The organism is Anaerobacillus sp. QJM3NY_17 (genome assembly GCF_056173665.1).
Genome location: NZ_CM149685.1, coordinates 1,288,534 through 1,307,591 on the forward strand (window position 1 = coordinate 1,288,534; position 19,058 = coordinate 1,307,591).

General features: G+C 40.4%; 24 protein-coding genes. 16 read left to right on the forward strand and 8 right to left on the reverse strand.

The window, feature by feature from the left end; genetic code table 11:
• The first annotated feature begins 7 nt into the window (after positions 1–7).
• The 4 genes from AC0VYV_RS06955 (at position 8) to AC0VYV_RS06970 (ending at position 2,030) form a co-directional block, all read left to right on the forward strand.
• Complete coding sequence (locus AC0VYV_RS06955; RefSeq protein WP_475374672.1) at positions 8–283, forward strand: hypothetical protein; 276 nt, start codon at positions 8–10, stop codon at positions 281–283.
• A gap of 99 nt (positions 284–382) precedes the next feature.
• Positions 383–580: a hypothetical protein gene (locus AC0VYV_RS06960; protein ID WP_430241217.1), complete on the forward strand. Its 198-nt coding sequence runs from the start codon at positions 383–385 to the stop codon at positions 578–580.
• Positions 581–836: 256 nt separating this feature from the next.
• On the forward strand, positions 837–1,667 hold the full coding sequence (locus AC0VYV_RS06965) for a DUF2785 domain-containing protein (protein WP_475368720.1): 831 nt from the start codon (positions 837–839) through the stop codon (positions 1,665–1,667).
• A gap of 174 nt (positions 1,668–1,841) precedes the next feature.
• Entirely contained in the window at positions 1,842–2,030 is a 189-nt protein-coding gene (locus AC0VYV_RS06970; protein ID WP_475368721.1) for a hypothetical protein, read from the forward strand.
• An 86-nt stretch (positions 2,031–2,116) separates the two neighbouring features.
• Here AC0VYV_RS06970 and AC0VYV_RS06975 read toward each other — a convergent pair whose 3' ends face one another.
• Together AC0VYV_RS06975 and AC0VYV_RS06980 are read right to left on the reverse strand one after the other, a co-directional pair.
• Positions 2,117–4,654 carry a heavy metal translocating P-type ATPase gene (locus AC0VYV_RS06975; RefSeq protein ID WP_475374673.1) on the reverse strand — a complete coding sequence of 846 codons (2,538 nt, stop codon included), beginning with the start codon at positions 4,652–4,654 and terminating at the stop codon, positions 2,117–2,119.
• A gap of 11 nt (positions 4,655–4,665) precedes the next feature.
• Positions 4,666–4,986, reverse strand: coding sequence for an ArsR/SmtB family transcription factor (locus AC0VYV_RS06980; protein ID WP_226612139.1), 321 nt, complete (start codon positions 4,984–4,986; stop codon positions 4,666–4,668).
• A 248-nt stretch (positions 4,987–5,234) separates the two neighbouring features.
• On the opposite strand from AC0VYV_RS06980, the gene AC0VYV_RS06985 reads away from it, so the two are divergent.
• On the forward strand, positions 5,235–6,329 hold the full coding sequence (locus AC0VYV_RS06985; RefSeq protein ID WP_226612141.1) for a hypothetical protein: 1,095 nt from the start codon (positions 5,235–5,237) through the stop codon (positions 6,327–6,329).
• 205 nt (positions 6,330–6,534) lie between these two features.
• Here the strand turns inward: AC0VYV_RS06985 and AC0VYV_RS06990 are convergent, their stop codons facing one another.
• Positions 6,535–7,068, reverse strand: a complete 534-nt coding sequence (locus tag AC0VYV_RS06990; protein WP_475368723.1) for a hypothetical protein — start codon at positions 7,066–7,068, stop codon at positions 6,535–6,537.
• Positions 7,069–7,254: 186 nt separating this feature from the next.
• A complete protein-coding gene (locus AC0VYV_RS06995; protein WP_430241231.1) occupies positions 7,255–7,605 on the reverse strand; it encodes a hypothetical protein in 351 nt (116 codons plus the stop codon).
• A gap of 179 nt (positions 7,606–7,784) precedes the next feature.
• On the opposite strand from AC0VYV_RS06995, the gene AC0VYV_RS07000 reads away from it, so the two are divergent.
• From AC0VYV_RS07000 to AC0VYV_RS07020, 5 genes are all read left to right on the forward strand, one after another.
• Positions 7,785–8,120 carry a GNAT family N-acetyltransferase gene (locus tag AC0VYV_RS07000; RefSeq protein ID WP_475374674.1) on the forward strand — a complete coding sequence of 112 codons (336 nt, stop codon included), beginning with the start codon at positions 7,785–7,787 and terminating at the stop codon, positions 8,118–8,120.
• Between the two features lie 112 nt (positions 8,121–8,232).
• Entirely contained in the window at positions 8,233–8,415 is a 183-nt protein-coding gene (locus tag AC0VYV_RS07005) for a hypothetical protein (protein ID WP_194220888.1), read from the forward strand.
• A 29-nt stretch (positions 8,416–8,444) separates the two neighbouring features.
• On the forward strand, positions 8,445–8,669 hold the full coding sequence (locus tag AC0VYV_RS07010; protein ID WP_475366978.1) for a hypothetical protein: 225 nt from the start codon (positions 8,445–8,447) through the stop codon (positions 8,667–8,669).
• Positions 8,670–8,707: 38 nt separating this feature from the next.
• Positions 8,708–9,061: an SHOCT domain-containing protein gene (locus AC0VYV_RS07015; RefSeq protein ID WP_430241237.1), complete on the forward strand. Its 354-nt coding sequence runs from the start codon at positions 8,708–8,710 to the stop codon at positions 9,059–9,061.
• 67 nt (positions 9,062–9,128) lie between these two features.
• A complete protein-coding gene (locus AC0VYV_RS07020) occupies positions 9,129–9,650 on the forward strand; it encodes a GNAT family N-acetyltransferase (protein WP_430241239.1) in 522 nt (173 codons plus the stop codon).
• 76 nt (positions 9,651–9,726) lie between these two features.
• Here AC0VYV_RS07020 and AC0VYV_RS07025 read toward each other — a convergent pair whose 3' ends face one another.
• Positions 9,727–10,023 carry a DMT family transporter gene (locus AC0VYV_RS07025; RefSeq protein ID WP_475366979.1) on the reverse strand — a complete coding sequence of 99 codons (297 nt, stop codon included), beginning with the start codon at positions 10,021–10,023 and terminating at the stop codon, positions 9,727–9,729.
• Positions 10,020–10,370, reverse strand: coding sequence for a DMT family transporter (locus tag AC0VYV_RS07030; RefSeq protein WP_475366980.1), 351 nt, complete (start codon positions 10,368–10,370; stop codon positions 10,020–10,022). The genes AC0VYV_RS07025 and AC0VYV_RS07030 overlap by 4 nt, the downstream gene beginning before the upstream one ends.
• A 141-nt stretch (positions 10,371–10,511) precedes the next feature.
• On the opposite strand from AC0VYV_RS07030, the gene AC0VYV_RS07035 reads away from it, so the two are divergent.
• Positions 10,512–11,342 (forward strand): LysR family transcriptional regulator, encoded by an 831-nt coding sequence (locus tag AC0VYV_RS07035; RefSeq protein WP_475366981.1) that lies wholly within the window; start codon positions 10,512–10,514, stop codon positions 11,340–11,342.
• Here AC0VYV_RS07035 and AC0VYV_RS07040 read toward each other — a convergent pair.
• Complete coding sequence (locus tag AC0VYV_RS07040) at positions 11,339–13,504, reverse strand: PAS domain S-box protein (RefSeq protein ID WP_475366982.1); 2,166 nt, start codon at positions 13,502–13,504, stop codon at positions 11,339–11,341. The two genes, AC0VYV_RS07035 and AC0VYV_RS07040, sit on opposite strands and share 4 nt — an antisense overlap.
• A gap of 193 nt (positions 13,505–13,697) precedes the next feature.
• On the opposite strand from AC0VYV_RS07040, the gene AC0VYV_RS07045 reads away from it, so the two are divergent.
• The 4 genes from AC0VYV_RS07045 (at position 13,698) to AC0VYV_RS07060 (ending at position 17,290) form a co-directional block, all read left to right on the forward strand.
• Complete coding sequence (locus AC0VYV_RS07045) at positions 13,698–14,042, forward strand: PadR family transcriptional regulator (RefSeq protein ID WP_303529435.1); 345 nt, start codon at positions 13,698–13,700, stop codon at positions 14,040–14,042.
• The gene (locus AC0VYV_RS07050; RefSeq protein WP_475374675.1) at positions 14,029–14,982 is read left to right on the forward strand and encodes a hypothetical protein; all 954 of its coding nucleotides are present in this window, start codon (positions 14,029–14,031) and stop codon (positions 14,980–14,982) included. The genes AC0VYV_RS07045 and AC0VYV_RS07050 overlap by 14 nt, the downstream gene beginning before the upstream one ends.
• Before the next feature lie 309 nt (positions 14,983–15,291).
• Positions 15,292–16,623, forward strand: a complete 1,332-nt coding sequence (locus tag AC0VYV_RS07055) for a GntP family permease (RefSeq protein WP_194220898.1) — start codon at positions 15,292–15,294, stop codon at positions 16,621–16,623.
• A gap of 124 nt (positions 16,624–16,747) precedes the next feature.
• On the forward strand, positions 16,748–17,290 hold the full coding sequence (locus AC0VYV_RS07060) for a CBO0543 family protein (RefSeq protein ID WP_475366984.1): 543 nt from the start codon (positions 16,748–16,750) through the stop codon (positions 17,288–17,290).
• 46 nt (positions 17,291–17,336) lie between these two features.
• On the opposite strand, the gene AC0VYV_RS07065 is transcribed toward AC0VYV_RS07060, so the two are convergent.
• Positions 17,337–18,257, reverse strand: a complete 921-nt coding sequence (locus tag AC0VYV_RS07065; protein ID WP_475366985.1) for a cation diffusion facilitator family transporter — start codon at positions 18,255–18,257, stop codon at positions 17,337–17,339.
• A 219-nt stretch (positions 18,258–18,476) separates the two neighbouring features.
• Here AC0VYV_RS07065 and AC0VYV_RS07070 point away from each other — a divergent pair, with 219 nt between their 5' ends.
• Positions 18,477–18,971 (forward strand): CBO0543 family protein, encoded by a 495-nt coding sequence (locus tag AC0VYV_RS07070; RefSeq protein ID WP_475374676.1) that lies wholly within the window; start codon positions 18,477–18,479, stop codon positions 18,969–18,971.
• Positions 18,972–19,058: the final 87 nt, after the last annotated feature.

Genomic DNA, 19,058 nt, shown 5'->3' on the forward strand with positions numbered 1-19,058 from the left:
GGTGGCAGTGGATGGTTTTGATCAGGATGGTTTGCTTGATGTGTTTCCTGGAGGAGGTTGTGATCCTTTATGGATCGCAGTGATGAGAGTTAATCAGGAACGTCTTGGTGAGGGAATAAAGAAAATGGTGAGAACGAAGCGTTGGAAGTATTTCTTCAAAGGTATTCCTGAGGAAGAGTATGAAAAAGTGGAGGATGTCCTTCACTTTGACCCGAAAGAGGCAGTTCTTCAATCAGGGAATCTATCAGAAGTGAGAGCTTTTCTGCAGAAAAAAATGAGATAGAAGTACGTACCAACCACATTACCAATTACTTGAAGGATTGAAACAAGTAAAACGAGAAGTAGTTAGTGTGATAGATCATGGTGTTGGAGGTGGAGGTAGATGGAAGATACAGTGTTCTGGATTATGATCGGCGGTGGTTTACTGTCCCTCATTGCCTGGGGATGGTATTATGGGTCACTCGGAAAACGAATTGCGAAGGAAGAAGAAAAGGCAGGACGAGATCTCACGTATGAAATCAATCCGTTTACGGGGAGTTCGCACGGTGTTGATTCGAAGAAGAAGCAGGATTGTAAATAAGGTGATACTCTGCTAAGTGCTTGGAGATTTTGGTTTGGTGATCAGTTTGTTCTTGATCCTCACTTATATTGAATTCCTGAAAAAGAAGGCGGGATTAAGTAGGAAATACAGATGGACGAGAGCGATGGGATCGATGATGTTTTTTACTTGTCTCACCATCTATTCGTATCTGAAATAGGCAGAAGGAGTGAAAAAGCTGCGTTGTAGCGCAGCTTTTTTCTGTCGATTATTTTCATGTGGAAAGGGTGAACGAATAGTGGATTTGAAGCTAGCATTGGAAAAATTGAATTTGAACGATAGGCAAGGAGATCTTGATCACCTTATTAATAATATGCTTCAGCAAATCGGTAGTACAGATCCTGTTTTAAGAGATGAACTCATTTATACGACGTTTGGCAAACTGGTTATGATGGATTTCTTAAATGAAGAACAATTGACTCATCTATTGAACGTTTGTCTTGATCAAGATCACCTTTTTTATGAAATGGGAGAGCGAGAGACAGACTCGGTTTTCACACGTTCTTTCTCGGCTTTGGTGGTTGCACTTGTAGTCGAAAAAGATCGCTCAAATCGTTTCCTTAAGAAAGAACAAATCGAAGCTTCGATAGAAGGAATTATACGTTATTTACAAGCAGAGCAGGATACGCGCGGGTTTGTAGCGTTAAAGGGGTGGGCGCATAGTATTGCTCACGGAGCAGATGCTCTTGCGGAATTAATCAGACATCCGTTTTTTGATAGGGAGAAAACGGTTGAATGTCTTGATGCGATTCAAGAGTGCCTTTTCAAAGAAGGTACATATGTGGACGATGAGGACGAACGGCTTTTGTTTGCGATCGAAGCGCTTTTGGAGAAGGGAATGAAGGAGGAGTGGCTGAGTAATTGGGTGACGTCACTTAGTGACAATCTTGAATCCCTTTTTGAAGTGGAAAGGTATAGTGTGGCATTCTTTCATAAGAAGGGGAACGTCTTAAGTTTCCTGAAAAGCTGTTATTTTAGGCTGTTGATCAGGGATACGTGTTCTGATGCGAGGAGTGTAATTGAAGACGTCGTGGAGAAATGGACGAGGAAGATTTATTTAGGAGATTGAGCGTGGTACATAAGAAGCGGTGTTACAACGATCTAAGCGTTATGGAATAAACCCTTAGAAAGGAGTAGTCTCAGTACCAAAATTATTACCAGGAAAGCTAGTCTTGTTTGTACTAGGAGTATTTGTTGTTCAGATCATAGTTTTTGTATGAATCAACACTTGGGAGGTAAAAGAATGATGGGAATCGTATTAACGATAGTACTGTTTATTGTCAGTCTGTTTATTCTATATGTCGTCATCGAATCAGCCGTTAGAAGAGGGATTAATAGTTCCGTTATTGGGAAGTATCTTGAGGAAAACCATGGAATGAAAGAAGAGCATAAACCTTCTTTTTTAGATCATGATCTGGATAGTGATGAGTGAGCGTTCGTTCAGAAAGTTGAAGTCAGCAAGCAATAACACACAGGAAAAGGAGGTGTTTCTCTCGATGAGAAACACCTCCTTTCTACTTAATGCTTAAATTTCAATAATCTGAGTGCATTTAAAATAACGATTAAGGCTGCGCCGGTATCGCTTAATACAGCGATCCAAAGTGTGAGCCAGCCCGGGAAGATGAGGGCAAGCGCGATCACTTTAATAATGATTGAGAACCAGATGTTTTGTTTAATAATTCTTAATGCTTTTTGGCTTAACTTCATTGTATGTGGAAGTTGATCAAGATTATCGGCCATAAGAATAATATCGGCTGTCTCCATCGCTGTGTCAGTTCCAGCGCCACCCATCGCAATACCTAGGTCGGCAGTTGCGAGTGCAGGAGCGTCATTGATGCCATCTCCAACCATGGCTACTTTGTACCCTTCCTGTTGTAGCTTCTTAATGGCGTCTACTTTATCTTCAGGAAATAGCTCCGCAAAATAACGATTCACATTTGCTTCTGAAGCAATCGTTTTGGCCGTTCCTTCATTATCTCCAGTTAGCATGACCGTTTGTTTGATGCCGCTTTGTTGTAATGCGTGTAAAGCCACGGCAGATGTATTTCGGATTGTATCAGAGACGGCAATCGTCCCAAGAATTCCTTGCTGTGTTCCGATAATGACGACGGTTTTACCGTTACGCTGCATTTCTTGTACATCTTTTTCTATATCTGTTAAGGGAATAGACAGTTCATCGAATAATTTTGGATTCCCGGCGTAATAGATCGTGCCATTGATTGTGGCTTGAACGCCTTTACCAACGATGTTTCGAAACAGCTCACCATGCTGTGGTTGGATGCCTTTATTGTTTGCATAGTTTACAATCGATTTTGCAATCGGGTGAGTGGAATGGTTTTCTAATGTTAAGGCGATGGATAGTAATTCTTGTTCTGATCCGTTTGACGCCTTAATGTCGGAGACTTTCGGCTTACCTTCTGTTAATGTTCCTGTTTTATCAAATGCAATAGCGGTGATCGCACCTGCTTTTTCTAAAAATGTACCGCCTTTAATTAATACGCCATTCTTAGCAGCATTTCCAATTGCTGACACGATCGCAACAGGTGTTGAAATAACGAGTGCACATGGACAAGCGATAACTAGTAATTCAAGCCCTCGATAAAACCATTCTCCCCAAGTTCCGATGTTGAGTATTGGTGGTAAAACCATAACGGCTAAGGCGAGCACGAACACGATCGGTGTATAAATTGCTGCGAATTTATCGATGAAGGCTTCCGTTGGCGCTTTCTGTTCCTGTGCTTCTTCAACGAGATGAATAATTTTGGCGATCGTCGTATCGTCAGCTAACTTCGTAACTTTAATCTCAAGAGAGCCGTGTTCATTCATGGATCCAGCATAGACGGTATCGCCGATTCCTTTATCAACAGGAATTGATTCACCTGTAATCGGAGCCTGATTAACGCTTGATTCTCCTTGAATGATTTCCCCGTCCAATGGTAGTTTATCACCTGGTTTAACGACGATAGTTTCACCAACAGTAATACGCTCTACAGGTTTCTTCACCATTTCTGAACCAGCTTTAACCCAGGCTTCTGGAGGAGCTAGATCCATCAGGTTATGAATCGAATTTCTCGTTTGTTCGATGGATTTTGTTTGTAGGTAGTTTCCGATAGCAAACAGCCAAACCACGACAGCCCCTTCAAGCCATTCACCGATTAACGCAGCGCCAATCGCAGCGGCAGACATAAGAACGTTCATGTCGAGTGAACGACTTTTGATTGCATAGAAGGCACTTCTAACAGGTTTAATACCACTGATCACAATCGCAATGGCGTATAGAATGGTTGAAACGATTGAAGGGATGATCGTAAAAGAACTTATGAGACCTAGCGCTATTAAACTACCAGAAACGATCACTGAAGCATTTTCATTATTCTTCTTAGTATGTGTTGATTTTATAGTATCTGGAACCGCCTTGAATCCAATTTTGGAAACTTCTTTCATAATGCTTTCCTCTTGAGTAGAAGCGTCAATTTTCATTTTCCCTGTGGAAAAATTAACGCTCACATCTTTAACGGTCGGCAAGGTGTTAAGGTGATTTTCGATACTTTTGGCACAGCTGCCGCAGTCCATTCCTTCAATATGAAATGTTCTATAATCCTTTTTCTGATTGATCGGTTCAACGGAATATCCAAGTTTTTTGATCTCTGCCTCAACCGGAGTAATGGCATCTACAGAACTTGCGGCTACTTGCAGTTTTGCTGTACTGTAATTGACCTTTACTTCAGTCAGGTTCTTTAATTTACTTAACGCTTTTTCAATGGTTTTCGCACAGGCGGGGCAATCCATTCCATGAACTTGATAAGTCTTTTTCTCCTCAGAAGTATCGGTGGAATAAGCGTCTGTTTTCTCTAGCTGTTGTTGTTCGCTACTGCAACAGCTTGTTTTTTTTGAGTTGGTGTCTTCAGTTACATCAGCGTTACTACTGCAACACTGATCCGCTTCTTGCTTGTATTCATTCTGTTGAGAAGAACTGCAGCAGCTTGCTTTTTCGATAGAAGAATCGCTGCTACATGTGTTTTTTTCCTTATTATCGTTACAACATTTATCCGCCAAAGAAAGTCCTCCTAATCAACGTGACGTTCACAGCAAGCTACATCATTTTCAACATCATCTAGTATGAGATCGAACATAGTAAGTAGATCTCGAATTTGTTGGTTTCTTAAACTGTAGTAGCAATACTTTCCTTCATTTCGACCTACTATAATCCCGCAACCTTTCAAACAAGCAAGATGCTGTGAAATGTTTGACTGGTTTCCATTTACTTCTTGAACAATCTCAGAAACGGTTTTTTCAACATCCTTTATGCTTTCAAGAATTTGAATTCGTGTTTTATTAGAAAACCCGTGAATAAGCTTAACTTTCATATCAATATTAACGGTTTGCATATGTGCCCTCCTGACATATTAGTATAAACGAATATGTATGTTCTCTATCATATTAGCAATCTCTAATATGTGTGTCAAACTAGTGTGAATTTTTTCGAAGTTAGACAGTGAAGGTGCAATAGGTGATGTCTATATGAAATAAGAGATTGAGTTATTTGTATGATTTTGGAATAATTGAAAATGGAAGTCATTGCGAGGTAAAATGACATTTCATAAAAAGAAGATAGTGTGAAGGAGTCATATGACCGATGAGGTTGCTTACATCAAAAAGGGTGGCAGAGTTTGAACTTATTCAACAGGCTTTAATCAATGAAGGCTTACCAAAGTTGTCAGATGACGCAAGAATCAAGAGGTTAGGAGAAGGTGCCTGGCACTGTGCGTATTTGCTGGAGCGGGAGGGGCTTGTTCTTCGCATACCTAAGAAAATAGCTTACGAGCGAGAGGTGATTTTCAATCGTAAGGAGTTAATAGCGGAGTATGCTGCAACAAAAGTTTTTTATGAGCATGCTAATAAAGCTAAGAATGGCATTTGCCCTAACTATTTTAAGTACAGCGTCAATGAAGAATTAACGTACACGCTTGAAACTTACGTAGGACAATCAATTGATCTTAACACCCAGACGATAGAAGATGGGAAAAGGTATGGAAGAGAGCTAGGAGAGTTCTATCTTGCTCTTGAATCATTCACACCACCATTTAACGGAATCGGATATTTGCATCTTGACGAAAAAGAAGAATTAACAGGCGCATATGATCTAACTGTAAGTGAGTTTCTACTTGAAGAAACAGAAGAGTATCGCGAAGAGTTACATACGCTGCTTGCAAGTCCATACAATTTTGATAAAGAGAAAGTAAAGGGAACCGGGGAAGCGCTTATTTCTACTCGCTCGATTGACTGCGAGTCAATTATTTTCACAAATCAAGATGCTTCACCAGAGAATCTCATTTTCACGAAAAGTGGCGTTAAAATGATCGATCCTTATCCTCTTCTAGCTACTGGAACGTCGCTTGCTGCTAATTATGTTTTCAACTATGAGACGTTATTTCCTACGTTTTATAACACAAAAAGGTATCGGAAAGGGAATTACCATCAACATGTTTCAAAGCTAAAAGCGAATGCAGAAGGATTTAGGGAAGGGTATATCAGTCACTTGGAGCAGAAGCATGAAGCACTACATGTTGAGGTGTTTTTAAAACTTCTAACGATGACGCATGATCATCTTCTTTTGCTGCAGAAAGAATCTCTCACACGTGAAGAAGTAATCCGTTATGGGACGAAGGGGCAAGTGGAGGAGCGTTTCTTGCTTTATTTGAAGGAGCTTGAGAAATATCCGTACTTATAGGTGAATGATTAAAAGAGGCCGGACGATTCATCTGATGAATCGTCCGGCCTCTTTGATGGAATGGTTATTTCGATCTCTCTTCGTTCTCATCCATCTCCCATGAATATCCCGATTTTCCCATATAGTAGAGAAAACCAGCAGACGATAAGATCGTTAGAATCGCAATGATTAGTCCGATGAAGAGCCCTCCTTTGAATAATGGTCCTTAATTTCTTTGTGCAATAATCGAGTTTGCGATTTCTACCATGTCTTCCTTCGTGAATGGAGGTTCTTCTCCTGATGGCGTGAATCCAATCACTTTGTATAGAGCATTTTCGTTTTTACTTAGCCACGTAATCGTTAAGAGGTGACCCTCTTCAGCTTCGGTGTATGCGCCACTTACATCTTGATCAAGTTCCTCGTTCGTTTCCCCAATAGAGGCATCGATTCCCTTTTGATCCTTGATCATAACGTTTAGGTGTTTATCATCTTCTCCATAATAAAAATCCATTCCATATGGCTCTAATTCCGTTTCGGCTACAGCTTCCACATCATTTACTTCTAATGGGATTTTCTCCATATTAGGTACGGTAATTTCGCTTCTAAAATCTTCAGGAAGTTTCTCCACTTCAGTCTTAACCTCAGGGTAATTCTCTTGAAGGGAGTCTAGATGATTTTCAGTAGACCCTTCTTCCTGTCCACCGCAGGCTGCGAGGATAAGTATTAATCCGAATAGAACTGATGCTAATTTCAATTTCATATGTATCCCTCCTATTCTGTACTACGAAATACGCTAGGAAAAGTTTCGGATTAATGCCATTTGTTAGGTTTAATGGTATTAAATTGGGATTTTTATAAATAGAAGAAAAGATCTCTTCACTACAAAAACCTCGCTCATCTTTTCATGATAGCGAGGTTTTTTAGTTCACATTAATCTATTATTCTTTTAAGCCAATAAACGCTCATAAATAACTTCTTTCGTCTCTAAATCAATAGCATCTACTTTGATTTTCACTACCTGGTTATCATCATTTTTCTTAGCGCCCCAGAGACGTATGTAGTTATTACTATTATGATCCAGGAAATTCACCTGAACGGTTCTAACATCCCCGATTTCTACTTGTTTGTCCTCAATCCAACACTCTTGAAAGACCATTGTTTCTTGGGGTTGGCTTAATAGGTAGTCATGCATGAACTTTTCAAACTCAGGAAAATTCATCTTTTGATCTTCAATACAAACCTTGTTAAATTCATCGCGATCCGTAATATGGTAATTTGCTTTTGATTCGTTATTCATTGTATTTCCTCCTCGTAAACACGGTTGATAGATAGTTATTTCCCCGAAAAAGATCTAGGTAAAACATCGAGAAAAAGGAAAGGTACTGATCGGTTGGGAAGAGAAGATTACTTCCGGTTTTGCGAATGTCAACCAGCGAAGCATATGTACAGTTATGTTCATTAGCCGGTTGGAATAATATGAATTTTTCTGTGGCGGAAAAGGAGGTTCATCAATCTATTTATGCAACGGCGGTATCTTATGGAGAGGAAGTTATTGGCATGGCTCGTATCGTTGGTGATGGAGTGATGTATTTTTATATTCAGGATTTCGTCGTTCACCCTCTGCATCAGGGGAAGGGAGTAGGGAAAATGTTAATGAACCAGCTTTTCTCCTATTTGAAGGAACATGCTCCTACGCAAGCCTTCATCGGTCTTTTTGCAACAGAGGAGGGAAGTCACTTATATAAGCAGTTTGGCTTTGAACAACCGGGTGATATGAATGGAATGTTTCGCTTAACCCCTATTGAATCATAATGCACCTAGACGGTGGCGGTGTCTTCGATAAGAGGATATCGTCACTTTTTAATGGTAATATTTGAAACTTTATAGGGGTTCCACACGTAATTAAACAAAAGGGGGAATGGAAATGACAGCATTTATTGTAATATTACTCGTTATTGCATTTATCGCATCTGGCTTTTCAAAATCGTCGTCAACGCGACGTTCTCCAGGTGGAACGGATCATTCAAGCTATTATAGTGGTGGGCATCAAAGCTCAGGATGCGATAGCTTCGGTGGAGATGGTGGGGGATGCGGTGGTGGTGAGTAATCAGGAAGCTTAGTTGTTGAGGTGAGAGAATGTTGAAAGGAATCAAACGTATATTGGCGCTCATAACGCTAGCTTTAGCGGTAGCTGCTTTCGTGAAGGGTAATGTTGCAATGCTTGCCCCTATGCTCCTTTCTCTGGGTCTTTTTATGGCTGTTTTAGGGATTGAAGAGCGTGGAGAAAGGCGAAGAAAGAAAGCTGGAGTGATTTTTTTAGTGTCAGCTCTGATCATTCTGACTTCTGTTTATATCTTTTAAGGATGTGTGAAAAGGTCATTTCAAAAGGAGGGATTGTCATGAGTTCTCATTTTCGTGTAAAGCCTAGTAAAGTTAGTTCCATGATCGGAATGATTGCTGGCTTTATTTTTGTAATTATCGGTATTGCATTTGTTTCGCAAATAGGCGCATTCGGTATTGTTTGGACTGTGTTTGCGATCCTTATCACGGGATACCATGCCCTGAATGTTTTTAGTAAAAATGGCGTTTCAACGTATCAAGCTGATGTTGATCGTGACGATGATAAGGGTGCGGCTTCCGATCAAGACTACGAGTCGAAAATACGTCAACTTCATCGTTTGAAGGAAGATCACATCATTACGGACGAAGAGTACCAAAAAAAGAAAGCAGAACTCTTGAATCGTAAGTGGTAGAATAAGAGTAGCGAATTAAATACATAAGAGACATGAAGGTTGCTTGCCATGTTGAAAGGAGCACCATGTGAAGACAGAGATCATAAAGTTAACGAAACCAACTGCTCAATTTGTTGAAGTCCTGAATCGGTGGGAAAATGATCGAGAATTGATTCCGCTGATTCGCCCGAATAAAAGCAGGGAGGAATTAGAGCGGCGCGAGACGATCACTCTTGAGGGAGTGAGGGAGCGTCTTACGTACCAGCAGATATTCCAGATCTTTGTGAATCACGAGATGATCGGAGAAATGAATTACATGGTGGATCCTCCACACCTTTTGAAGCAAGAACCAGGAACGGCATGGATTGGAATTACGATTGGCGAACCTGAAGGTAGAGGCAAAGGAATTGGATATGAAGCAATCCAACATTTAGAAGAGCAAATTTACCAGCAGGGTTTTAATCGGATTGAACTAGGCGTGTTTGAGTTTAATACGAATGCGCAAAAGCTCTACCGAAAGCTTGGATACGAAGAGATTGGCAGGTTAGAAGATTTCACCTACTGGCAAGGAAAAATGTGGTCAGATATTCGAATGGAAAAGTACTTATAAGAAAGCGCCGATCAATTAGTGGTCGGCGCATTTTTTGATTACGGTGGGCCCAGGTACGTATCTAACCCCGTTCTAATTATAATATAACCACACCAATGATGATAAACGCTATAGAAAGAAATTTCCTTCTTGTAGCTTTTTCGTTGAATAAGATGAGACCGGCAATGGTTGTGCCGGCGATAGAGCCGCCGGACCAGATCGCGTAGGCTAGTCCGATTTCAATAGATTGCACAGAAAGGGTGAGAAAGTAGATGCATAGCCCGAATAAAACAAATGAGGCGATGCCTGGAATTTTACGGGTGAATCCAGCTGATAGCTTTACGGCAATACTGCCTATAATGGAAAAGGCGAGAGCTAAAATTAAAAAAATCATATCGTTTCCTCCCCTTTTTCTCTATAGCGAGACTTTGTATTTAAGCCAACGATGCCAATCAGAATGAGGAAAATAGCGAGAAATTTTGAGAATGACGTAGACTCTTGAAAGAGGAGGATTCCAGCTACGGCTATAATCACCGTACCGCCCCCAGACCAAAGTGCGTTAATGATGCCCAATTCGTGATCTTTCGTTAGAAAAATATAAAAGAGGATCGCGATAGCATAACTCAAGATCACTATTAAGCTTGGTCCCCACTGGGTAAATCCATTACTGTATTTCATGAATGTCGCCCCGATCACTTCAAATACAATAGCGATACTGAGCCAGATATAAGCGCTTTTCATTGTTATCCCCCAGTTCTTGATCATATTCTAATTCTAGAATAACGTGTGATCGAGGAGAGTGGGTAATATCAATAAATGATGGATCTATAACTTCAGGTTATAATATAGGGGAGAATCATATGAAAGAGGAGAGTGTTTATCTTGCTTCCGAAGTTAGCGTACTTTATTAAAATTGCTGACGAGAGAAGTTTCACTCGCGCAGCAAAAGCTTTATTTGTTTCCCAGCCGGCTCTCAGTAAACAGATGAAGAAGCTTGAAGAGGAGCTTGGTTTTTCTCTTTTTAACCGATCAATTAAAGGAGTAGAGCTGACTACTAAAGGTCAAGCTTTTTACGAAGATATTAAACCGCTGTTTACGCAGATTAATCAGACGGTCGATCGCTATAAGAAATTTGATCAGATACGATTTGGCTCGACACCGATCTTAAGCACCTATTTTTTGCCTGGATACTACGAGCAGCTTCAGTATTCGAATGTTCATGTTACGGCTATTCGAGAAGATAGTTTGGATTTGGTGCCGCTGTTAGAATCTCATGAAATTGATGCGGCGATTGTTCAGAATACCTCAGCGATTGAAGGGATGTATTCAACATTTTTATTTTCTGAACCTTTTGTTGCGGCTGTACCGGTTTCTCTTTCATTAGCGAATAAGAAAGAAGTGACCCTAGAAGAATGTTTCCGGTATACGCAAATCATCCCTCCTACCGGCTATCTTTCTGAGCAAGTAAGAGGGCTATTACATGACCATTCATTTGAGGGAGACGTGCTAGAAACGCACTATCTCGGGATGGGGGGACTTGTCTCGCTTGGAATTGGGATTGCCTATCTTCCGAAAATGATGGGAGAGGCGATTGAACAGAAAGGAGTTGTTTTTCTGCCTATAAAAGGAGAGGCGCTTAGTAGAGATATGCATCTTCATACGAACAGCCCGGCTCTTCTTTCTCTTTTATCAACATCATTTGAACGGCGTTAACGTTCGAGTGGCAATGAAATGGTAACAACGGTTCCTTCGCCAACAGAACTATCAAACAGAATGGCCCCCTTGTGTTCGTGAATGATTTTATAACAGACGACTAGTCCAAGGCCAGTACCAGTATCTTTATTCGAAAAGAATGGCTCACCAAGTCGGTCTAATCGTTCTTTCGGAATGCCTACGCCTTTATCAGCAATTTTGATGATCAGGTGCGTATCGGAGTTGCACGTCGTGATAGAGAGTTGCCCTCCATCTGGCATCGATTCAATACCGTTTTTGATAATGTTCATAAGGACCTGGGTCATTTGATTTTTCTCACAGCGCATCATGAGGGATGGCATATGGAAAGTCGTCTTCACATCGACATTGTTTAATAAAAGCTCTGGCTCCATGAGTGAGACGACGTTACGGGTTAGCGTCATAATATCAGTTTGTTGGTACGTAACGGCCTGTGGTCGCGCGAGTGATAGGAATTCATTGATGATTGATTCAATCCGATCCATTTCAGATAACATCAGCTGCAATATATCATTATGGATCCGATCTTTGTACAGCTGAATAAATCCTTTTACCGATGTTAATGGATTGCGAACTTCATGAGCGACAGCTGCTGCTAGCTGTCCGATTGCAGAGAGCTTTTCTGAACGAAGGAGAAGCTCTTCTGTTCTCTTACGATCGCGTATATCTCTTGTAATAGCGGACATTGCCATGATGTTCCCCTCATGGTCTTTAATCGGTGAATAGGTAATGCTTACGTCGATTAGCGTTCCATCCTTTTTCTTCCTTACCGTTTCGAAATCCACAACACCGTCACCGTCAGTAACAGCTTCTATGATCTGATCAGCCTCTTCTTTATTGTCATCAGGGTAGATGTCATAAAGATGACTTGTCATGTTCTCATCTTTATAGCCGTAAAGTCGCTGGAAAGCGGGATTTACTTTAATGATTTCTTTATCAAGGTTACTAACCGATATAGCATCAGCATTATTTGTGAAAATGGAGGCAATAAGCTCCTGTGTTTCAACAAGTTCCTTTTCCACCTCTCTGCGTGCTGAAATATCCCTTCCAATAGCGATTAGATATTTCCGATCACCATCAGCGTTGTACGTTGGGGCTTTAATAATTTCAAATGTGCCTGTCTCTCCATTAGCTAGTTCAAGCTCATATTCGTATTCCACCTTTTTTTCTTCTTCCCAGGCAATCCAATCTGTTTTTGCATTGTTCTTAAGTAGATGGTGAGCATCAACGCTTCTGCATTTTAACTCATCACACGTTTTTCCTTTGTATGCTCCCTCTTCGATCCCAAATATTAATTTCGCATACGCATTCATTTCAAGAATTCTTCCTTGTTTATCTTTAAAGATAATGAATTCAGGTATGGAGTCAATGAGCGAGCGCAATTGTTCTGCTTGATCAATTGTATCGAACTGAGCATTTTTGAACTCAGTGATATCTTTTACGATTTTATAAGCACCGCGGAAGTGTCCATTTGTATGAATGGGAATGGTTTTGATCATAAGGTGAACCTTATTGCGGTAAATGTCATACGCCTCAATTTCGTAAGAGCGTTGATCTCCATATAAGGCTAATTCGAAATGTCTACCGATCTTAGAAATCGCTTCCTCATTTACCACATGTGTAGGTGCTTTGATCAAGTCTTCCAATGAATAGCCAAGCATTCTGTGAAGGGCTTGATTGATTAGGGTTAGCTTTAAGTGTTGATCAACAAAAGCAATCCCATCAGGGTTTTCATCAATTAATGAGTGAAACCGCTGTTCAAGCTCTTCGGTAGGAATGCTTTCATTGTTATCTGAAGGTTCACCGGTAACTTCCTTGTAGAGAGCCTCTTTATCCTCAACAATGACAAGGGTCACATGGTTCGAATCTATTGGAGAGAAACGAATCGCTTCTTTCGTAAAAGGTAGAGGGAGTTCAATAAATTTTCCCGGCTCCATTGTAAAAGCTCGATCGAGGTGTGCTTGGATTTGGTTCTGTTCGATTGATAAAATACTTTCAATGCACTGTATGGATTCTGCTTTTTCATAAGAGGAGAATCTTGAAATCGCATACTCATTACGATGGACGATGCCCCCGTTTCGATCAAGAACCACGAGGGGCAGAGGAATGGCATCGTAATGGGCGTAATAGGAAGCAGTATTCATAAATGTAACCCTCCAGATCTCGTAAACTATTTTACTATTATAACAAATGAAAAGGGGAGGGGGGTCAGGTACGTACCTGACCCACTCTCCTTTTTTAAAATGTTATCAAATCCACATTGCTGTTTATCACATAACACTGTATGATACATAGTATATATAGTGTATGACACACAGTAAGAAGGTTGGTGAGGGTGTGACGTTATTAAATTCATTCATAACGGAGCTCAGAAGAGGCACGTTAACGCTTGCGGTCCTAAGTCAATTAAGAACTCCTCAATATGGCTATTCTCTCGTTCAATCGCTTGACAAATCAGGCATATCCATTGAACAGAGCACGCTGTACCCTCTGCTTCGGAGGTTAGAGAAGCAGGAGATGGTGACGAGCAGTTGGGATACAACGGAAAGCAGACCGCGTAAGTATTATGTATTAAGTGAGTATGGAAGAGAAATTTTCGAACAGCTGAAACTAGAGTGGGAGAAAACATCGAGCGAATTAGCTACCTTGTTGAAGGGGGAGGACGAACGTGAATCTGATTGAGGTTTACATTGGTGAAGTGACGAGACGACTTCCTGAATCCATTCGGGAGGACATTGCGCTTGAATTAAGATCAACGATCGGGGATATGCTGCCGGATGATCCTTCAGAAGAAGAAGTGAAGAGCGCCCTTAATGAACTTGGGAGCCCGGTACAAATGGCGAATGGATTTCGGGATTGGCCAATGCATCTCATTGGCCCTCAATATTTTGAACTTTACATGAAGATTATCAAGATGGTGTTACCTATTTCGCTCGTTGTCACATTTATCGGGTTTATGACGATTAATGTGATCGACTACAATGGCACAAGGTCACTTGGAGACGTCTTTTTTAATCTGATTGGTGATGCTATTGGAGGCTTATGGAATACCGCAATTCAAACACTGTTTTGGATCACCCTCATTTTTGTGATTTTGGAACGGACCGATATAAATATAAACCGAGCGCTAAAAGGATGGTCAGCGGATGAATTAGAGAAGGTAACCTCTGTGCCCAAAAAGAAGAAAGTTGCGAAATCGGAGCTATTCGCAGACCTTCTCTTTGCGGCAGTTTGGGCAACGCTTTATTTTAACGCAGACAACTTACTTGGCATCATTCGAAACGGTAAGGTGGATGTGCCTTTCTTTAATAATGATGTGCTTTTATCTTACTGGCCACTTGTAAGTCTGACTCTTCTAACGACGGTGTTGCTAGCTTTATATAAAGTGATTGTTGGCTATTGGACGAAGCGTTTAGCGATGGCTAATGCTATTCATCATGCCTTTGCGACGACAGTAATTGTGATTATGTTATTAAATGATCAGCTGATTCATCCAGATCTAACGAACCTATTGTCTCTTTCAGAAACGTATCAAAATATGATTCTTGCAGCAATTGGGCTATTCTTTATTCTGAGTGCCGGCATGGATATTGTAAAAGGATTTTGGAAAGCGAACTTGTAAGTTTAGTGCTTTTTTTCTTGGAATATTTAAAAATAGTGCTAGAAATGCAAGGGTTTAATTAACTGAAAAAAATAAATTTTAATAGAATCGCAGAAATTGCGATTCTTTTTTTCGTGATGTAAACCCTTTATTATCAAGGGTTTTTAGGGATTTTCTATCAAATAGAACCGTCTGTTTCATAATTAACAGAAAAATTTTTTAAACGTTTCCATTGATTTATGAAATAATAATTCCTATAATGAAGAAAGTTGGAAGGGTTTTCAATCGAATTAATGTAAACCCTTTATTTTAGAAGAGGTGGGAGTTATCATGGAAATCTACTTATTAGCAATAACACTCATATCAATTGCAATCGTAATTGTAGGAGTTTCTGTATTTCAGTGGCATGCTTTCATTGGTTTAACTGTAGCGGCTTTATTCCTGGCAGTCATGTCGGGCATGGAATGGGTCGATATTATAGGTTCATATGAAGCGGGTGTTGGTGGCGTACTTGGTCACTTAGTTGGTATTCTAGCACTTGGTACGATTCTAGGAAAACTGCTGTCTGAATCCGGTGCAGGGTTGCAGATTGCGAATTTCTTTATTCGCGTCTTTGGAGAGAAAAAGTTGCCATGGGCGATGTTCTTCTCAGGATTTATTATCGGAATTCCAGTATTCTTTGAAGTTGGTATTTTAATTCTATTACCACTCGTTATTTCGATTCAAAAGGCAACGAAGAAAAACATTTTATTGATTGCGCTACCAGCTGTAGCAGGTTTGTCGATTGTGCACGGATTGATTCCGCCGCATCCGGGTGCCGTTGCTGCGATTGGTATTTATGAAGCGGATCTTGGTAAAGTTCTATTGTATTCACTAGTTATAGCGCTTCCAGCTGGTATTCTTGGTGGTCCGGTATTTGCCAAATGGATTAACAAGCGCGTAGTTCCTGTAGGTGAGCCTGATTTGATCAAAGTGGAAGATCAGCAGGATCCATCTAAACTACCTGGTACAGGCATTTCATTTACAACAATCATTATGCCGGTGTTTTTACTTGTTCTAGGTACGTTCGCTCCGTTCCTACCGTTACCAGGTAGTGCGGAAGGGATTTTAGAATTTATCGGTAGCCCACTTGTGGCACTGTTATTATCTTGTTTCTTTGCATTCTATTTCCTTGGATTCCGTCAGGGATTAGACAAAAAACAAATTAAGAAATACGTAGAAGAATGTATTCTACCTGTTGGATCAATCATCTTGATCATCGGTGCAGGTGGTGGCTTTAAACAGATTTTGATCGATAGCGGAATTGGAACGATTATCGGGAATCTTTCTCAAGATCTTTCGTTATCACCACTCGTTCTTGCCTTTATGATTGCAGGTCTTATTCGAATTGCTACAGGTTCCGCAACTGTTGCTTTAACAACAGCAGCTGGAATTGTGTCACCGATCATCGCAACGATGTCAGGTGTGAATCTAGAATTGCTCGTTATTGTTACAGGTGCAGGTTCACTTATGTTCTCACATGTAAACGATGCTGGTTTCTGGATGGTGAAAGAATATCTAGGCTTAACCGTTAAAGAAACGTTTAAAACGTGGACTGTGTTGGAAACCGTTCTTTCCTTTGCAGCATTTGGCGGAGCATTAATTCTGAACATGTTTGTATAAAAGCGAGAGGGGGTCAGGCACGTGCCTGACCCCCTCTTTTTTTCATTCCAGCATAAAACGCTCCTATTTAGGAAATGTTAACCATATCAAATACGATAGGGTACATGATGGGATGTTGAATGAAGTGAAGAATAAGATGATTGAACTTCATACTTCAATCGAAAAATTAAACGATGGATATAGCACCCTTTGGAAAGAAGAAATGTTTCTTGCCTGGCAATGGTGGTTGAACGTTTTACTTCTTGTAGGACCGTGGGTTATTTGGCTGATTCTACGAAAAAAGGAATGCACGAACCGTTTATTATTAGCAGGATTATTCGTTTATGTGATTACATCAACGCTGGATTCGATGGGCGTTGCTTATGGTCTATGGTTTTATTTGTATACACCGCTACCGTACATACATACGTTTTTTATGCCATGGGATTTAAGTTCTTTCCCAGTTATGGTAATGTTGCTTATTCAATACAAACCAAACTTCAGTCCACTATTGAAGGCGGTGTTCTTTTCGCTAATTTGTGCGTTTGTATTCGAGCCGTTATTTATTAAATTAGACGTATATGTTCCTCTTAAATGGGAGTTATATTATGGGGTGCCAGTCTACATTATCATTTATCTTATTGCCCACCGTGTTAGTAGGAGAGGTAATTTCCACGAGTTAGAATAGAAAAGGGGGAGCAGGTACGAACCTGCTCCCCCTTTTTTGGATTCTATTACTCGTTACAGTTATTTTCTCGGTCTTTTATTTCTGATGTTTCACATTCGATTTGAATGGTAGTGTGCGAGAGGTCAAATTGATCATGTAGTTTTTGCCCAGCGATCTTAAGCATTTGATCTCGATTTACCCCCTGGTTAACCACAAGGTGACAGGTGAAAGATGGAAAGTCGGAGGTAATGTTCCAAATATGCAAATCGTGAATAGAATTCACCCCATCGATTTCAACTAGCGCTTTTTTCACTTTTTGAAGATCGATATTAGAAGGGGTTCCTTCCATTAATACGTGGAAAGAGTCCTTCGTGACTCGGATCCCGCTAATTAAAACGAGTATAGCGACAATCGCACTCGCAATTGGATCGGCGTAATTCCAGCCTATGAACATGATGAGCAATGCGGCAATGATTGCGCCGATTGATCCAAGTAAATCACCTAATACATGGAGAAAAGCACTTCGTAAATTGAGATTCTCAGAAGTGTCTCCTTTCATAAGGATCCAAGCTACGAGAATATTGACGATCAGGCCAATAGTAGCGATGACCAGCATACCTGTGCTTGCTACATCCGGTGGATCGATAAAACGATTAATGGATTCCCATAAGATATAGAATGAAATCGCAATAAGCGCAATCCCGTTTAAGAACGCCGCAAGAATCTCAAATCGCTTATACCCATATGTTTTCTCAGTATCAGATTTCTTCTCACCGAGTTTAAAGGCAAGTAAGCTCATACCTAAAGCGACGGCATCGCTAAGCATGTGACCGGCATCAGATAAGAGTGCGAGACTGTTGGTTATAATTCCTCCAACAACCTCTAGGATCATAAAAGTGGCGATAAGTATAAAACTAATGAGTAGTGCTTTTTTGTTTGCTGAATGAGTGTGTCCGTGATCATGAGAATGATTATGATTATGCCCCATCGTAATGCCTCCAGTCGATTAACAATAAAACGTTATACATGAGTATATGTTCATATACTGATTATACCACTAATGCAAGTTGTTTTAAACGTCTTTTGAAGGGGTCAGGCTCGGGCCTGACCCCTTCAAAAGACAACTGTATCTATAAGGCGGATTTTCGCTCAATTAGTATGTATCAAAAGACCAAACTTGGGGACTTTAATGTGATAGAGGAGCGTGATGAAGGTGTCAAAGGACAAGGGTATTCTTTATTTGATTTGGATAGTGACTGCAGCACTTCTATATAAATATATCCCGAGAAATAAAATTCGACACGGTCTTGTAGCCATGTTTTTTAAGCAGTTTGTTACATGGTTTTTCGGTTTGCTTGTTGTTGAGAAAGGACTTATTCAATATCCTGTTCGACTTTTTAAGAAATCAAACCGTACAAGCTTCACATTCGAGTATTTTGTTTATCCCGCGTTTTGTGCCATCTTCAATTTGAATTATCCGGAAAATAGAAATAAATTCACTCAGCTTCTTTACTATGTTTTTCATGTTAGAGTCATTACGATAGGAGAAGTGATCGCGGAAAAATATACGAATCTAATAAAGTATGTTAAATGGAAGTGGTACTGGAGTTTTATTACGCTTTCGCTGACGAATTTTAGTTCACGCATGTTTTATCGCTGGTTTTACAAAGATGAGCTTAAGACAAAGGAATCAAATGAATAAGTCATTCTCAGCTTCCTCATTCTGGAGGCTTTTCTTGTGCAAACAGAGAGAGGGAGTAATTAATATTCATGCTGAGAAAGCAAGGCA

Bases quoted from the DNA above. Each gene is read 5' to 3' on its own strand.
- AC0VYV_RS07015 (WP_430241237.1), top strand. From the start codon at position 8,708: ATGAGTTCTCATTTTCGTGTAAAGCCTAGTAAAGTTAGTTCCATGATC.
- AC0VYV_RS07005 (WP_194220888.1), top strand. From the start codon at position 8,233: ATGACAGCATTTATTGTAATATTACTCGTTATTGCATTTATCGCATCT.
- AC0VYV_RS06980 (WP_226612139.1), bottom strand. From the start codon at position 4,986: ATGCAAACCGTTAATATTGATATGAAAGTTAAGCTTATTCACGGGTTT.
- AC0VYV_RS06990 (WP_475368723.1), bottom strand. From the start codon at position 7,068: ATGAAATTGAAATTAGCATCAGTTCTATTCGGATTAATACTTATCCTC.
- AC0VYV_RS07010 (WP_475366978.1), top strand. From the start codon at position 8,445: ATGTTGAAAGGAATCAAACGTATATTGGCGCTCATAACGCTAGCTTTA.
- AC0VYV_RS06995 (WP_430241231.1), bottom strand. From the start codon at position 7,605: ATGAATAACGAATCAAAAGCAAATTACCATATTACGGATCGCGATGAA.
- AC0VYV_RS07040 (WP_475366982.1), bottom strand. From the start codon at position 13,504: ATGAATACTGCTTCCTATTACGCCCATTACGATGCCATTCCTCTGCCC.
- AC0VYV_RS06960 (WP_430241217.1), top strand. From the start codon at position 383: ATGGAAGATACAGTGTTCTGGATTATGATCGGCGGTGGTTTACTGTCC.
- AC0VYV_RS06985 (WP_226612141.1), top strand. From the start codon at position 5,235: ATGAGGTTGCTTACATCAAAAAGGGTGGCAGAGTTTGAACTTATTCAA.
- AC0VYV_RS07030 (WP_475366980.1), bottom strand. From the start codon at position 10,370: ATGAAAAGCGCTTATATCTGGCTCAGTATCGCTATTGTATTTGAAGTG.
- AC0VYV_RS07065 (WP_475366985.1), bottom strand. From the start codon at position 18,257: ATGGGGCATAATCATAATCATTCTCATGATCACGGACACACTCATTCA.
- AC0VYV_RS07000 (WP_475374674.1), top strand. From the start codon at position 7,785: ATGAATTTTTCTGTGGCGGAAAAGGAGGTTCATCAATCTATTTATGCA.
- AC0VYV_RS07025 (WP_475366979.1), bottom strand. From the start codon at position 10,023: ATGATTTTTTTAATTTTAGCTCTCGCCTTTTCCATTATAGGCAGTATT.
- AC0VYV_RS07055 (WP_194220898.1), top strand. From the start codon at position 15,292: ATGGAAATCTACTTATTAGCAATAACACTCATATCAATTGCAATCGTA.
- AC0VYV_RS06970 (WP_475368721.1), top strand. From the start codon at position 1,842: ATGATGGGAATCGTATTAACGATAGTACTGTTTATTGTCAGTCTGTTT.
- AC0VYV_RS07070 (WP_475374676.1), top strand. From the start codon at position 18,477: ATGAAGGTGTCAAAGGACAAGGGTATTCTTTATTTGATTTGGATAGTG.